This is a genomic window from Kitasatospora sp. NPDC002965, from assembly GCF_040611255.1.
In the GTDB taxonomy this organism is placed as follows: domain Bacteria; phylum Actinomycetota; class Actinomycetes; order Streptomycetales; family Streptomycetaceae; genus Kitasatospora.
On sequence record NZ_JBEXNT010000074.1, the window covers coordinates 12958 to 27117 of the forward strand.

The following is a 14160-nucleotide window of genomic DNA, read 5'->3' on the forward strand; positions in this document are numbered from 1 at the left end:
AATTGCGAAGGGGCGGCGGGTGAACGAAATGTGGACGGATGGTCAGGAACCGCGCAGTGCGCCCACGGGAAGCGTCCGGACCCGGGGTCGAACCGCACGGGGCGTCGGCCCGGACGGGGCTCGTGCCGCAGGAGGGGCGGGGCCGGCGGTAGGGCCGCGCACGGCGTCCGGCGCAGACCGTCCGCGGGGGTGTCGGCGGCTCGACGGACCGTCCTGTCACCCTGCCGTCGCACCGGCTCCACGGTCCGCGCGGCCCGGCCCGGCCGCGCCGGGGGCAGGGCCCTACAGCCGGGCGGCTACCGCGAAGCGGCGGGCGGGGCCGCCCGCCAGCGCCCGGTCGAGCAGGGTCTGAGCCCGGAGCTCGGCCACCGGGTGGTCGGGGGCGCGGACGAACAGGACCAGGCCGACGCCCCCCGGTACCGCGCGGGCGCGCACGTGCTCCAGGCCGTCGCCCGGGCCGGCGCTCGCCCACAGGGCAGCCCTGACGTCCGCCGGTCCGGCCTCGCCCGGTGGCGCGGCGGAGACGTCCAGGAGGGTCAGGTGGACGGGGATCACCGGCCGGTCAGTCCCAGCCGATGCCCGGGGTGCCGGCGGGCGTGACGTCCCAGCCGATGGGCCCGGAGGACGACGGTCCGTCCCAGCCGATGCCGGGCCCGCCGGGGGCGGTCGCGGTGACGGCGACGGGCTGGGCGGACGGGGCCGCGAAGGCGGGGGCGGCGGTGGCGAGGGTGAGCGCGAGGGCGGCGACGGCGAGCAGCCGGACGGTCTTCGGCACGACGATTCCTGTTCTGTGCACGGTCGTTCGGGAGTGTGGTGCAGGGCGTGTGGGCTCGGGTCCTGGCCGCTCGGGGCGTTGTTGCTCGGGGTTTCGTTGCTCGGGGCGGTGTCGCTCGGGGGTGACGGCGGTGCAGGGTGAATCCTCCCGGGTGCGGGGCCGGTGGCGGGAGGGGGAGCGGCGGGCAACAACCGGACAGGCAGCTTGCTGCAACGCCGGTCGGTCGACCGGTGTGCCGGCTGTAGGGGAAGGGGCCGGGGCGGGGGTCCGGCCGAGGGCCCGGGCGGCGGTCGGGGTGGGGGCTGCGGCCCGGCGCGACGGTCGACCGATCGGAAAGCGGACCGGACGGTCCCGTTTTGCTCGCCTGACCGGATCGTGCCTTGTGGGTGCGGGGTACCGGCGGAAGGATCTGGATCCGGCGGACCGTCCGGATGTCCATTTGCGCTGATGTGATGATTCAGGGGTCGTTGACGTGTTGGAACTGCTGGGCCTGGACAGCACCGCAGAGGCCGTGTACCGCGAGATGCTGGCGGACCCGGAGGGCGGGGTGGTCGAACTCTGCGTGCGGGTCCGGCTCCCGGAACCCGCCGTCCGCGCCGCCCTCGACCGGCTCGCCGACCTCACCCTGCTGCGCGCCTCCCGCGAGCGCCCGGGCACGCTCTGGCCGGTCAGCCCGGAGCGCGGGCTGGAGCTCCTGCTCCGCCGCCAGGAGGAGGAACTCGCCCGCCGCCAGCAGGAGCTGGCCGTGTCCAAGGCCGCCGTCGCGCGGGCCGTCGCCGAGTACGCGACGCTCCGCTCGGCCACCCTGGTGGACGGAGGGGAGCGGCTGGTCGGCCTCGACGCGATCCAGGCCAAGCTGGAGGTGCTGACCGCCCGGCTCACCGGTGAGTGCCTGGCCGTGATGCCCGGCGGCGCGCAGTCCCCCGCGAGTCTGGCCGCGTCCCGTCCGCTCGACGAGGACGCCCTGCGGCGCGGGGTCGTCCTGCGCACCGTCTACCAGGACAGTGTCCGCAACGACCCGGAGACCTTCGCCTACGCCCGGTGGATGACCGCCCTGGGCGGCCGGGTGCGCACCGCGCCGGTGCTGCCGCCCCGGATGCTGGTCTTCGACGGGACCACCGCCGTGGTGCCGATCGACCCGGAGAACACCCGGGCCGGCGCCCTGTGCACCGAGGAGCCGGGCATCGTGGCCTCGCTGGTCGCGCTCTTCGAGCAGACCTGGGAGACGGCCCTCCCGCTCGGCGACGACCGCCCCGACGACGTCGGCACCGGCCTGAGCGCCGGTGAGCGCGAGCTGTTGCGGCTGCTCTCCACCGGGCTCACCGACGACGCGGCGGCCAAGCGGCTGGGCGTCTCGGTGCGGACGGTCCGCCGGCAGATGGCCGCGCTGATGGACCGGCTGGCGGCGGCGAGCCGGTTCGAGGCGGGGCTGAAGGCGGCTCAGCGGGGCTGGCTGTAGCCGGCCGGGCCCGTCGGCCGGTCAGCCCGGCGGGGGCGCGTGTAGCGGGGGTCACAGCTTCGGGGTAGCAATTCCTCGGCGTACCGGAGAAGTTAACCTCCGGGGTCTTGTCGGGTCATTTTCTACGCGCGTATCTTTGGGCGCTGCGGGGGGCGCCCACCGACTTCCGCACGAATTTCTACGCGGGTAGCGGGAGCGCGCGGTGTGCGCCCGACTGACCCACCCTCACGGTCCGGCCGGTCCCACGCCGCCCGGCCACCTGCCACCCCCGACTGCCGTGCCGCGCCGCCGCGCGCCCGGCAGAGCTAGGAGTCCCGTCCCGGTGACCACGCCCACCGCTCCCCGCTCGCGCCGCGCGCTGCTCCGCGCCACGCTCCTCCCGGCCGGCCTGGCCGCCTCGCTGGTGCTCGTCCCGCTGCCGTCCGCCGTGGCCGCGCCCTCGGCCGACGCGGTGATCGCCGAGGTGTACGGCGGCGGCGGCAACTCGGGTGCCACGCTGAAGAACGACTTCGTCGAGCTGGCCAACAAGGGCGGAGCCGCCTTCGGCCTGGACGGCTGGAGCGTCCAGTACATATCCGGCACGCCCGGCGCCAACTCCCAGTGGGGCGTCACCCCGCTGACCGGTGCGATCGCCCCCGGCGGGCGCTACCTGGTGGCCGAGGCGGCCGGCGCGGCGGGCACCGTCGACCTGCCCACCCCGGACGCGGCCGGCTCGCTCGCGCTCTCCGGCACCAGCGGCACCGTCGCGCTCGTCCGCGGCACCGACCCGCTGACCTGCAAGACCGCCGCCGACTGCGCCGCCGACCCGCGGGTGCGCGACCTGGTCGGCTTCGGCACCGCCGTGGTCCACGAGGGTTCGGCCTCGGTGGCCGGAGCCTCCAACAGCGCCTCGGTGGCCCGCCGGACCGGCCTCGCCGACACCGACGACAACGCGGCCGACCTCGCGGCCGGCGCCCCGACGCCGACCAACACCAAGGGCGAGGTCGCCGAGGGCAGCACCCCGACCGGTCCGACCGAGCCGGGCACCGTCCGGATCCACGACATCCAGGGCACCACCCGCCTGTCGGACCGCACCGGCAAGACCGTCGCCGGCGTGCCCGGCATCGTCACCGGCGTGCGCGCGTACGGCTCCAAGGGCTTCTGGATCCAGGACCCGACCGCGGACGCCGACCCGGCCACCAGCGAGGCCGTCTTCGTCTACACCGGCTCCGCGAACCCGACCGTCAAGGTCGGCGACTCGGTGCTGGTCACCGGCAAGGTGACGGAGTACTACCCGAACTTCAACGGCGGGTCGCAGTCGCTCACCCAGCTGACCAACCCGGCCGTCACCGTGCTCTCCTCCGGCAACGCGCTGCCCGCGCCGGTCGTGGTGGACACCCGCAACATCCCCGGCACCTACAGCCCGCAGGCCGGCGCCGACGGCACCGTCAACGGGGTCGCCCTGAACCCCGAGAAGTACACCCTCGACTTCTACGAGTCGCTGGAGGGCATGCTCGTCCAGGTCAAGGACGTCCGGGTGATCCAGGCGACCGACAAGTACAACGAGCTCTGGGTCGCGGCGGACAAGCAGGACCAGCGCAGCAAGCGCGGCGGCGTCCTCTACGAGTCCTACGACGAGCCGAACGTCGGCCGCCTGATGGTGCAGCAGCAGGCGCCGGTCGCCCAGCAGCCGTTCCCGGTCGCCAACGTCGGCGACGTGCTGACCGGCGAGACCACCGGCCCGCTGGACTACAACTCGTTCGGCGGCTACACCCTCGTCGCCGGCACCCTCGGCGCGCTCCAGGACAACCACCTCCAGCGCGAGGTGACCACCCCGGCCGCCGACCGCGAGCTCTCCATCGCCACCTACAACGTGGAGAACCTGGCCGCCACCAACCCCGACGCCAAGTTCGCCGAGCTGGCCCAGGCCGTGGTCACCAACCTGCGCTCGCCCGACATCCTCGCCCTGGAGGAGATCCAGGACAACAACGGCGCCAAGAACGACGGCACGGTCGACGCGAGTGCGACCGTCGCCAAGTTCGTCGCCGCGGTCAAGGCGGCCGGCGGCCCGGCGTACGACTGGCGCTCGGTCGACCCGGAGGACGGCAAGGACGGCGGCGAGCCCGGCGGCAACATCCGCCAGGTCTTCCTCTTCAACCCGCTGCGGGTCTCCTTCACCGACATCCCCGGCGGCACCGCCACCACCGCCGTCGACGTCGCGGGCACCGGCGCCGGCGCCGCGCTGACCGCCTCGCCCGGCCGGATCGCCCCGGCCGACGAGGCCTGGGCGAGCAGCCGCAAGCCGCTGGCGGGGCAGTTCTCCTTCCGCGGCAAGAAGGTCTTCGTCATCGCCAACCACTTCAACAGCAAGGGCGGCGACCAGGGCATCGACAGCCGCTTCCAGGCCCCGACCCGCTCCTCCGAGGTGCAGCGGATCAAGCAGGCCACCGTCGAGCAGGCCTTCGTCGCCAAGCTGCTGGCCGCCGACAAGGAGGCCAAGGTGGTCTCGCTCGGCGACTTCAACGACTACCAGTTCTCGCCCGCGCTGGCCGCCCTCACCAAGGACGGCGTGCTGCGCTCGCTGGTGAACGAGCTGCCGGAGAAGGAGCAGTACTCGTACGTCTACCAGGGCAACTCGCAGGTGCTGGACCACATCCTGGTCAGCCCCGAGGTCGGCTACGCGAAGTACGACATCGTGCACATCAACGCCGAGTTCGCGCAGCAGGCGAGCGACCACGACCCGCAGGTGGTCCGCATCAAGCCGTGACCGGCCGGCGGGGTTCACCGCGGTCCGCCGCGGGTGCGCCGCGGGTCCGCTCCGCAGTGCTCCGCAGGACGGCCGAGGGGGGGGGGGCCCCGCCCCCCCGCCCCCCCCCCCTCGGGGTTTCCCGCCCCGTGGGCGGCGTGAAGTCGGCTTCCCCCGGCCCTACCTGAGGGCGTTGAGGACGGCGTCGGCCATGACGCGCTCGCCGGTGGCGTTCGGGTGGAACGGGACGGCCGGGGAGCCGGGCAGTGCGCCCTCGACCCAGCGGTCGTCCGAGCAGACGTCGTGTCCGGCGGTCGGCGTGGCGGTGTCCACGAAGGTGGCGCCGTTGGCGGCGGAGGTGGCCGCCAGCATGGCGTTGAGCTTGCCGAGCACACCGTTCAGGTACGGGATGTCGCGCGGGGCGATGGGCTGGCGGAGCACGCAGTCCGCCCCGTCGGCGGGCAGCACGGACGGGTAGCCGACCACCAGGATCCGGGCCTTCGGGGCCTTGGCGCGGATGCGCTTCAGGGTGTCCGCGACCTGCGGGGCCGCGGCGGCGACCCGGTCGGCGAGGTCGTCGTTGCCGTACTGCCAGGACCAGCTGGACCAGTCCCAGTGGCCGTGGTGGTAGAGGTCCTTGCACGGCGTGCCGAGCGGGTTGACCACCGCGCCCGCGATACAGGCGCCGACCACTTCGCCGATCCCGAGGTCGGTGACGCCCAGGTCGTTGCCGCCGATCCCGAGAGTGACCAGGTCCGTGTCGGCGGTCACCGCGTTCAGCTGCGGGTCGTTGACCCGGATGAAGGCGTCGTACTGCGGCTGCGTCATCGCCTTCACCTTGGCCGCCGCGCAGGTGACGTCGGTGTACGCGCCGGCGCGCAGGGCGGCGGCGACCAGGTGGCCGTAGTTGCGGTCGGAGCGCAGGCAGAGCCCGGCCGACTGGCCCGGAACGCCGGCACCGGCGGCGTACGAGTCGCCGAGCGCGACGTAGTGCCGGGGCGCGGGGGTCGCGGCCTGCGCGCCGGTCGTGGTCAGGGCGAGGGCCGCGCCCAGTGCGGCGGCGCCGAGCAGCGCGGGCTTCCGGGAGGTACGGGTCGTGCGGCGGTTCCGGGCAGGGCGGAGCACGGTTCCTCCTGGGGGAGAGAAACGGGTGGGGTGGGGGGTCGTGCGAGCCTGGCCACAGCTACTGGAAGGTAAGTTACTTCCGGGTTTCGTATTCGTCCATGGTCTGCGCGGAAACACCCGAAAATCCGTCAGAGGTATTTCGAATTTCGCTCCACGGCGTATCGAAGGTATTTCCGAAACGGGGTGGAGCGGAATTCACGCTGCCGTTCGTCACGGCCCCCGCAGGCCGCCGACCTGTTGACGGGCCCCGCCGCAGGCCGCAGTATCGGGCGCACCCGCACCGCCCACGGGCACGGCACCCCCGCCGCCCGCGGGCCCGCACGCGCACGGCCCGCGGGCAACAGCACCGCGCACGGCCGGAGCACCGATGGAGGAGCCCGCATGGCCCTGGACGCCGACGTCATCGTCATCGGAGCCGGACTCGCGGGCCTCGCCGCGACCGCCGAACTCGCCGACGCCGGACGGAAGGTGATCCTGCTCGACCAGGAACCCGCGGCCTCGTTCGGCGGCCAGGCGCACTGGTCCTTCGGCGGGCTCTTCCTGGTCGACTCGCCCGAGCAGCGCCGCATGCGGATCCGCGACTCGCCCGCCCTCGCCCGGCAGGACTGGCTCGGCACCGCCGGGTTCGACCGCCCCGAGGACGCCTGGCCGCGCCGCTGGGCCGAGGCCTACGTCGACTTCGCGTCCGGCGAGAAGCGGGCCTGGCTGCACGCGATGGGTGTCCGGTTCTTCCCCGTGGTCGGCTGGGCCGAGCGCGGCGGACAGCTCGCCGACGGTCCCGGAAACTCCGTCCCCCGTTTCCACATCACCTGGGGCACCGGCCCCGGACTGCTCGAACCGTTCGTCCGCCGGGTCCGTGCCGCCGCCGCGCGCGGACTCGTCGACCTCCGGTTCCGCCACCGGGTCACGGGCCTGTCCGGGAGCGCCGGCGCCGTCGACACGGTGACCGGCGAGGTGCTCGTCCCGAGCGGCGCGGCCCGGGGCGAGGCCAGCTCGCGGGAGGTCGCCGGCCACTTCGAGCTGCGTGCCCAGGCCGTGATCGTCACCTCCGGCGGCATCGGCGGCAACCACGAGCTGGTCCGCAGGTCCTGGCCGGCCCGGCTCGGCACCCCGCCCGACCGGATGCTCTCCGGCGTCCCCGCCCACGTCGACGGGCTGATGCTGGGCATCGCCGGCGAGGCGGGGGGCCACCTGATCAACGGCGACCGGATGTGGCACTACACCGAGGGCATCGCCAACTGGGACCCGGTCTGGGCCAGGCACGGCATCCGCATCCTGCCCGGTCCGTCCTCGCTCTGGCTCGACGCCCTCGGCCGCCGGCTGCCCGTCCCGCTCTTCCCCGGCTTCGACACCCTGGGCACGCTCGAACACATCCGCACCACCGGGCACGACCACACCTGGTTCGTGCTCAACCGCCGGATCATCGAGAAGGAGTTCACCCTCTCCGGCTCCGAGCAGAACCCCGACCTCACCGGCCGGTCCGTGCGGGGCGTCCTCGCCCGCGCCCTCCCCGGTGCCCCCGGCCCCGTCCGGGCCCACCTCGACCACGGGCCGGACTTCGTCGTCGCCGGCAACCTCCACGACCTCGCCCGTGCGATGAACGCCAAGGCGCGCGCCCAGCTGATCGACGCGGCCGAACTGCGCCGCGTCGTCGAGGCCCGCGACCGCCAGATCGCCAACCCCTTCGCCAAGGACCTCCAGGTCACCGCCATCCACGGGGCCCGCCGCTACCTCGGCGACAAGCTCATCCGCACCGCCGCCCCGCACCGCATCCTCGACCCGGACGCCGCCCCGCTGATCGCCGTCCGGCTGAGCATCCTCACCCGGAAGTCCCTCGGGGGGCTGGAGACCGACCTCTCGTCGCGTGTCCTGCGGGCGGACGGCTCGGTACTCGACGGCGTCTACGCCGCGGGTGAGGCGGCCGGCTTCGGTGGCGGCGGCGTCCACGGCTACCGCTCCCTGGAGGGCACCTTCCTCGGGGGCTGCCTCTTCTCCGGCCGCGCCGCCGGGCGCGCCGCGGCGGAGGCGACGGGGTAGTGGCGGCGGCGTGGCGGGGACGGCGGCGCAGCGGCGGCGGCCTGACGGCGGTGTGCGGTGCGACGGCGGTGACCGTGCCGCCGCCGGGGCCGCCCCGGCCCCGCGTCAGGCGGCGGGCACGCCCGAGTACTGCCGCGGCGGCAGGACGGCCTGCGCGTCGTGACCGGCGAACCAGAGGCCGATGGCGAACGCGGTGGCGGCCTCCAGCAGCCCGGCACGGGCCAGCGGGCCGGCCGTCACCGGCGTCGCACCGAGGTCGGCGGTGAGGCGGCCGACCAGGGCGAGCGCCCCCGGGTCGTCCCCGCAGAGCGGCACGGCGAGCGGGCGGCCGTCGAACACCGGCGGCGTGAGCCGCCAGACGCTCTCGTGGCAGGCGTTGAACGCCTTCACCACGTGGGTGCCGGGAGCGGCGGCGGCTATCCGTTCGGCCATCGACGGGCCGCCGGCGGTGGTGAGGTGGAGACCGATCGGGCCGGGGGCGATCGGGTTGGTGCAGTCGACCAGCACCCGCCCGGCGGGCGGGGCCGCCGCCGCGACCACCGCCTCCACCGCGTCGGCCGGGACGGCGAGCAGCACCACCTCGCCGAACTCCGCCGCCGCGGCCGGGCCGGCCACCACCCACGCCCGCGCACCCGCGCTCTGCGCCGCCTCGGCGGCCCGCGCCGCCGACCGTGCGCCGAACACCACCTCGTGCCCGGCCCGGGCCCACTGCCCGCCGAGCGCCCGCGCCATGTTCCCCGCCCCGATGATGCCGATCCGCATGCGAAGTCTCCTGTCCGTCCGGCCTGTTCGGCCCCGTTCGGTCGATTCGGGATGACACTAGGAGCGCCGTCGGTTACCGATCGGTGCGTGACCGACGAACTCTGGGGGAGCGGTGGACGAGATTCCGGGCCAGACCTACCTGGCCGACTGCCGGGCCCGGGCGGCCTTCGACCTGCTCGGCAACACCTGGAGCCCGGTGGTGCTCTGGGCGCTGCGCGACGCACCCAGGCGCCCCGGCGCGCTGCGCACCCGGATCGGCGGCATCAGTGCCAAGGTGCTCACCGAGACGCTGCGTCGGCTGGAACACAACGGCCTTGTGGAGAGGTGTAGTTACCCCGAGTCCCCGCCCCGCGTCGAGTACGCGCTCACGCCGCTCGGCCGTACCCTCCTGCCCGCCCTGGAGACCCTGGGCGTCTGGGGGTCCCGGCACGGTGACGCCGTCCTCGCGGCCCAGGACCGCGCGGAGGAGTCCCCCCGGTGAAGGTGGCGGTGACGCGGCGGGGCGGGCGGTGCCGTGCGGCGGCCTCCGGGGGTCTCAGCGGTCGTCGGTGAGGCCGAGGCGGAGGTGGTCGACGTGGTAGACGGCCTGGTCGAGGAGAGCGGCGACGTGCTCGTCGTGGAGCGAGTAGACGACCGAGCGGCCGCGCCGTTCGCCGACCACCAGGCCGAGGTTGCGGAGCAGGCGGAGCTGGTGGGAGCAGGCGGACTGCTCCATGCCGACGGCGTCGGCGAGCTCGGTGGCGGCCCGGGGGCCCTCGCGGAGTTGGGCGAGTATCAGCAGGCGCGAGGGGGTGGCGAGGGCCTGGAGCGTACTGGCCACCTTGGCCGCGTTGGACGCGTCCAGGCGCATCTGCGGCACGGCGTTCTCGGCGGCTGAGTGTCCCATGGCTGAATCCTACGGGGCGGGTCCTCGGGCGGGCCGGCCGTCCATATGAACACATGAAGGTGTGTTCATGTGTTCCTGTATCGTGACGCCCATGCCCGCCACCGTGCTCACCCGCCCGCCCACCGCCGCCCCGCCCGCCGCACCGGCGCCGCACCGCACCCGCGTGCTCGCGCTGCCCGAGGCGCGCTGGGCGGCGGCGAGCCTCGTCGCCTTCCTGGCCGCGCTCGCCGTCCAGCTGCCCGGTGGCCCCGGCTGGGCGTACGGCGCGCTGTACGCCGTCGCGTACCTCGCCGGCGGGTGGGAGCCGGCCCTGGCCGGACTGCGCGCACTGCGCGAGCGGACCCTCGACGTCGACCTGCTGATGGTGGTCGCCGCCCTCGGCGCCGCCGCCGTCGGCGAGGTCCTGGACGGCGCCCTGCTGATCGTCATCTTCGCCACCAGCGGCGCCCTGGAGGCCCTGGCCACCGCCCGCACCGCCGACTCGGTCCGCGGCCTGCTCGACCTCGCCCCCGCCACCGCCACCCGGCTGCGCGAGGACGGCCACGGCGCCGTGACCGGCCCCTGGGGCGGCACCGAGGAAACCGTCCCCACGACCGAACTCGCCGTCGGCGACACCGTGCTGGTCCGCCCCGGCGAGCGGATCGGCGCCGACGGCCGCGTCCTCGACGGCGCGAGCGACGTCGACCAGGCCACCATCACCGGCGAACCGCTCCCCGCCCCCAAGGCCGCCGGGGACGAGGTCTACGCGGGCACCCTCAACGGCGCCGGCGCGCTGCGCGTCCGGGTCGAACGCGACGCCGCCGACACCGTGATCGCCCGGATCGTCGCCATGGTCACCGAGGCGTCCGAGACCAAGGCGCCCACCCAGCTCTTCATCGAGAAGGTCGAACAGCGCTACGCCGCCGGCCTGGTGGCCGCCACCCTGCTGCTGTTCGCCGTCCCGCTCGCCCTCGGTGCGGACCTCTCCGGCACGTTGCTGCGCGCCATGACCTTCATGATCGTCGCCTCGCCGTGCGCCGTGGTGCTCGCCACCATGCCGCCCCTGCTCTCCGCGATCGCCAACGCCGGCCGGCACGGCGTCCTGGTCAAGTCCGCGGTCGTCATGGAACGACTCGGCCAGGTCGACGCCGTCGCCCTGGACAAGACCGGCACCCTCACCGAGGGCACGCCCCGGGTCACCGAAGTCCGCCCGTTCGGCGGCGGCACCGAACACGGCCTGCTGGCACTCGCCGCCGCCGCCGAGCACCCCAGCGAGCACCCGCTCGCCCGCGCCGTCGTCGCCGCCGCCCGCGAACGCGGTACCGGCGTCCCGCCGGCCACCGACTTCACCGCCACCCCGGGCGTCGGGGTGCGGGCGGTCGTGGACGGCGCGGTGGTCGCCGTGGGCGCCCCCGGCCCCTACCGGGAACACCCCGAGGTCGTCGCCCTGGAGGCCGCGGGCCGCACCGCCGTCCTGGTGCTCCGCGACGGCGAACCCGTCGGCGTCCTCGGCCTCGCCGACCGCCCGCGCGAACAGGCCGCCGCCGCCGTCCGGGCCCTGACCGCGCTGACCGGCCGCCCGCCCGTGCTGCTCACCGGCGACAACCCGCGCGCCGCCCGCCACCTGGCCCATGAGGTCGGGCTGACCGACGTCCGGGGCGGGCTGCTGCCGCAGGAGAAGGTCGCCGCCGTCCGCGCGCTGGCCGACGCCGGCCGGAAGGTCCTGATGGTCGGCGACGGCGTCAACGACGCCCCCGCCCTGGCCGCCGCGCACAGCGGGGTCGCGATGGGCCGGGCCGGCTCCGACCTCGCCCTGGAGACCGCCGACGCGGTCGTCGTCCGCGACGAGCTGACCGCCCTCCCCGCCGTGGTGGCACTCTCCCGGCGGGCCCGCACGCTCGTGGTGCAGAACCTGGTGATCGCCGGTGCGTGCATCACCCTCCTGGTCGTCTGGGACCTGGCAGGTACGCTGCCCCTGCCGCTCGGCGTCGCCGGGCACGAGGGCTCCACCGTGGTCGTCGGCCTCAACGGCCTGCGGCTGCTGCGCGAACGGGCGTGGCGGCGGGCCCTGGAGAACGAGGCCCCGCCCGCCGAGGCCCGCACCACGAGGCCCCGCGCCGTGAGGAGAGCTGAGACACCATGAGCCGCCGAGACCGCGAGCACACCGGCCGGCAGGGCCCGGCCTCCCCCGTGACCGTCACCGTCTGCCGGGGCTGCTGCTGCGGCACCGAGCAGAAGCACCCGGGCATCGACCACACCGGCCAGTACGAGCGGCTGCGTACGGCCGTCGGGGCATCGGGCCGGGTCCGGGCCGTCAAGTGCCTCGACACGTGCGCGCATTCGAACGTCGTGGTGGTCGGCCCGTCGAGCGAGGGCCGCGCGGCCGGGGGGCGGCCGGTCTGGCTCGGCTGGGTCCTGGCCGACGACATGATCGAGGAGATAGCCGAGTGGGTGCAGGCCGGCGGTCCCGGCCTCGCCGACCCCCCGGGCATGCTCGACCTCCAGCAGATCGCCGTCTCCCGCCGCGTCCGCGAGGGCCTGTCGGGCTGACCCGCCGGACCAGGGTGCCGCCGGGTGCGGCCGGGCCTCGGGGTCGGGCAGGGGCGTCCCTCCGCGCCGGATGAACGGGCGGTGAACAGTGCCGAGGGCCCCGGCGAAAGCAGGCCGAAGCCGACGGTCCGGGGTTTCCGGGGGAGCGCAGGGCCTAGCATGACCTTGGTTCCGACCCGGGAGGAAGACGATGACCACGGTCTGCCGCATCTGCGCGGGCACCGGCCGCACCGCCGGCCTCAGCTGTCGGACCTGCCAGGGCACCGGCACCACCGAGGTGGGCGGCGGCGGCGGGAACTGCTTCCTCTGCGACGGGACCGGCGTCTACGTCCGCTACCGGGTCGACGCCGGTGGCGCCAAGCACGCCTACCGCGACGAGATCTGCCGCACCTGCGACGGGACCGGCAACCGCGCCCCCTCGCCGTGGGACGAGTCCGCCTGAGCGGAGCCGGGTCGCAGGGCGGTCCGAAGGGCGGTCCGCGGGCCGGTCCGCGGACCGGGCGGTCCGGCCGGCTGACAGGTCGTCCGGTGCGGACGCTCCACGCTCCCCGCGCGTGCCCGCCGCCCGGGTGACGGTTGGACTGTAAGGGTGCGGCTGGTCACCGCATCAGCGTAGACGGCCACCTCACCGGTGACCCGATCCGCGCAGCTGCCGGACGCTACGACTATGGCTTCCTTCAACCGACTGCTCTCCCGCGTCCGCAGACGCGCCGGAGCACTCGCCGTCCCCTGTACCGTCATCTCGGCCCTCGTCCCGGTGCTCGCCCTCGGCCCCGGGGCGGTCACGGCCGTGGCGGCCCCGCTCCCCGGCGGCTTGGGGCCGTGCGTCCCGGGCGACTGCCCGAACCCCTACCCGAGCTCGATCAACAACGGCCCGTTCGCCGGTCGGGACAACGGCATCAACGTCTTCGTCGGCGGAGACTTCCTGGTGACCGGCCGCGCCGCCGAGGCCGAGGGACGCGTCGTCGTCCTCAACAACTTCAGCCAGGCCAAGGAGGTGGGGGTCAGCTCGATCTACAACGTCGGCATCGCCGGCGTCGGCTCCCGGGTGCCCCCGCCGGACGGCGCGGACTTCCTCACCACCGGCGGCGGCGTCACCGTCGTCCCCGGTCAGACCCTGGTCGCCGAGGGCGGAGTCGTCCGGCACGCCGGCCCCGTCACCGGCACCGTGACCGGCACCCTGGTCACCGACCCCAACGCCGTACAGCCCTACAGCGGCCTGCGGGACCAGCTCACCTCCGCGTCCGACTGCTACGCCCGGGTCGGAGGCACGCCCCGGACCCCGACCGGCACCGCCGTCAACGAGGGCGGGCAGACCCTGTTCACCGGGGACGGCAGCTCCGCGCTCCAGGTGTTCAACGTCGACTTCAACCTCACCGGCCCGACCGGCGGCCAGCAGGGCATCGTCTTCGCGAACATCCCCACGGGCGCCACGATCCTGGTCAACGTGCTCGGCGCCACCCGGGCCCTGAACACCTTCAGCGGCGGCATCAACGACACCGACGACCCGCTCAACGCCTACCGCGACCACCTGCTGTGGAACTTCCCCGACGCCTCCGTCGTCAGCCTGGGCGGCACCGGCCAGTTCCAGGGCAGCTTCCTGATCGGCGAGCAGGCCTCGGTGACCACCGTGACCCTCGCGGGCGTCAACGGCCGGTTCTTCACCGCCGGCACCCTCAACCACACCAGCCTGGCCACCGGAGGCGGCGGCCAGGAGTTCCACGCCTGGCCCTTCAACGGCGACCTTCCCGCCTGCGGCACTCCTCCGGTGACGGGTGAGGTGCGGGTGTTGAAGACGGATGCGAATACGGCGGCGCCGTTGGCGGGTGGCGTGTTCGAGCTGTGGGAGGAGACGAACGGTG

General features: G+C 74.8%; 12 protein-coding genes and 1 pseudogene. 8 read left to right on the forward strand and 5 right to left on the reverse strand.

The genetic code is table 11. From position 1 onward, the window contains the following. Window positions 1-282: 282 nt before the first annotated feature. Window positions 283-555 (reverse strand): hypothetical protein, encoded by a 273-nt coding sequence (locus tag ABZY91_RS25535; RefSeq protein WP_329879100.1) that lies wholly within the window; start codon window positions 553-555, stop codon window positions 283-285. A 7-nt stretch (window positions 556-562) separates the two neighbouring features. Continuing rightward, a complete protein-coding gene (locus tag ABZY91_RS25540; RefSeq protein WP_329879099.1) occupies window positions 563-775 on the reverse strand; it encodes a hypothetical protein in 213 nt (70 codons plus the stop codon). 472 nt (window positions 776-1247) lie between these two features. On the opposite strand from ABZY91_RS25540, the gene ABZY91_RS25545 reads away from it, so the two are divergent. Both ABZY91_RS25545 and ABZY91_RS25550 read left to right on the forward strand, forming a co-directional pair. Beyond that, a complete protein-coding gene (locus ABZY91_RS25545) occupies window positions 1248-2234 on the forward strand; it encodes a LuxR C-terminal-related transcriptional regulator (protein WP_329879098.1) in 987 nt (328 codons plus the stop codon). A 358-nt stretch (window positions 2235-2592) separates the two neighbouring features. Continuing rightward, a complete protein-coding gene (locus ABZY91_RS25550) occupies window positions 2593-4980 on the forward strand; it encodes an endonuclease/exonuclease/phosphatase family protein (protein ID WP_355405415.1) in 2388 nt (795 codons plus the stop codon). 159 nt (window positions 4981-5139) lie between these two features. On the opposite strand, the gene ABZY91_RS25555 is transcribed toward ABZY91_RS25550, so the two are convergent. Continuing rightward, entirely contained in the window at window positions 5140-6084 is a 945-nt protein-coding gene (locus ABZY91_RS25555) for an SGNH/GDSL hydrolase family protein (RefSeq protein WP_329879097.1), read from the reverse strand. Between the two features lie 381 nt (window positions 6085-6465). Here ABZY91_RS25555 and ABZY91_RS25560 point away from each other — a divergent pair, with 381 nt between their 5' ends. Next, window positions 6466-8121 carry an FAD-binding dehydrogenase gene (locus ABZY91_RS25560; RefSeq protein ID WP_329947594.1) on the forward strand — a complete coding sequence of 552 codons (1656 nt, stop codon included), beginning with the start codon at window positions 6466-6468 and terminating at the stop codon, window positions 8119-8121. 105 nt (window positions 8122-8226) lie between these two features. Here the strand turns inward: ABZY91_RS25560 and ABZY91_RS25565 are convergent. Then, a pseudogene (locus tag ABZY91_RS25565) lies at window positions 8227-8889 on the reverse strand (NAD(P)-binding domain-containing protein); the annotation flags it as partial. A 106-nt stretch (window positions 8890-8995) separates the two neighbouring features. Here ABZY91_RS25565 and ABZY91_RS25570 point away from each other — a divergent pair. Further along, window positions 8996-9364: a helix-turn-helix domain-containing protein gene (locus tag ABZY91_RS25570; protein WP_355405399.1), complete on the forward strand. Its 369-nt coding sequence runs from the start codon at window positions 8996-8998 to the stop codon at window positions 9362-9364. A gap of 54 nt (window positions 9365-9418) precedes the next feature. On the opposite strand, the gene ABZY91_RS25575 is transcribed toward ABZY91_RS25570, so the two are convergent. Next, complete coding sequence (locus ABZY91_RS25575) at window positions 9419-9769, reverse strand: metalloregulator ArsR/SmtB family transcription factor (protein ID WP_329879094.1); 351 nt, start codon at window positions 9767-9769, stop codon at window positions 9419-9421. Window positions 9770-9860: 91 nt separating this feature from the next. On the opposite strand from ABZY91_RS25575, the gene ABZY91_RS25580 reads away from it, so the two are divergent. From ABZY91_RS25580 to ABZY91_RS25595, 4 genes are all read left to right on the forward strand, one after another. Then, window positions 9861-11891, forward strand: coding sequence for a heavy metal translocating P-type ATPase (locus tag ABZY91_RS25580; protein ID WP_355405400.1), 2031 nt, complete (start codon window positions 9861-9863; stop codon window positions 11889-11891). Continuing rightward, the gene (locus tag ABZY91_RS25585) at window positions 11888-12298 is read left to right on the forward strand and encodes a (2Fe-2S) ferredoxin domain-containing protein (protein ID WP_329879092.1); all 411 of its coding nucleotides are present in this window, start codon (window positions 11888-11890) and stop codon (window positions 12296-12298) included. Before ABZY91_RS25580 ends, ABZY91_RS25585 begins: the two co-directional genes overlap by 4 nt. Window positions 12299-12488: 190 nt before the next feature. Continuing rightward, on the forward strand, window positions 12489-12740 hold the full coding sequence (locus ABZY91_RS25590) for a hypothetical protein (protein ID WP_329879091.1): 252 nt from the start codon (window positions 12489-12491) through the stop codon (window positions 12738-12740). Between the two features lie 225 nt (window positions 12741-12965). Beyond that, window positions 12966-14160, forward strand: a 1195-nt coding sequence (locus ABZY91_RS25595; protein ID WP_355405401.1) for a choice-of-anchor A family protein, incomplete at its 3' end; no start/stop codon positions are given.

What these genes read in the sequence shown, in the direction of transcription:
- ABZY91_RS25560 (WP_329947594.1), top strand. Translation starts at nt 6,466, where the DNA reads ATGGCCCTGGACGCCGACGTCATCGTCATCGGAGCCGGACTCGCGGGC.
- ABZY91_RS25590 (WP_329879091.1), top strand. Translation starts at nt 12,489, where the DNA reads ATGACCACGGTCTGCCGCATCTGCGCGGGCACCGGCCGCACCGCCGGC.
- ABZY91_RS25585 (WP_329879092.1), top strand. Translation starts at nt 11,888, where the DNA reads ATGAGCCGCCGAGACCGCGAGCACACCGGCCGGCAGGGCCCGGCCTCC.
- ABZY91_RS25580 (WP_355405400.1), top strand. Translation starts at nt 9,861, where the DNA reads ATGCCCGCCACCGTGCTCACCCGCCCGCCCACCGCCGCCCCGCCCGCC.
- ABZY91_RS25575 (WP_329879094.1), bottom strand. Translation starts at nt 9,769, where the DNA reads ATGGGACACTCAGCCGCCGAGAACGCCGTGCCGCAGATGCGCCTGGAC.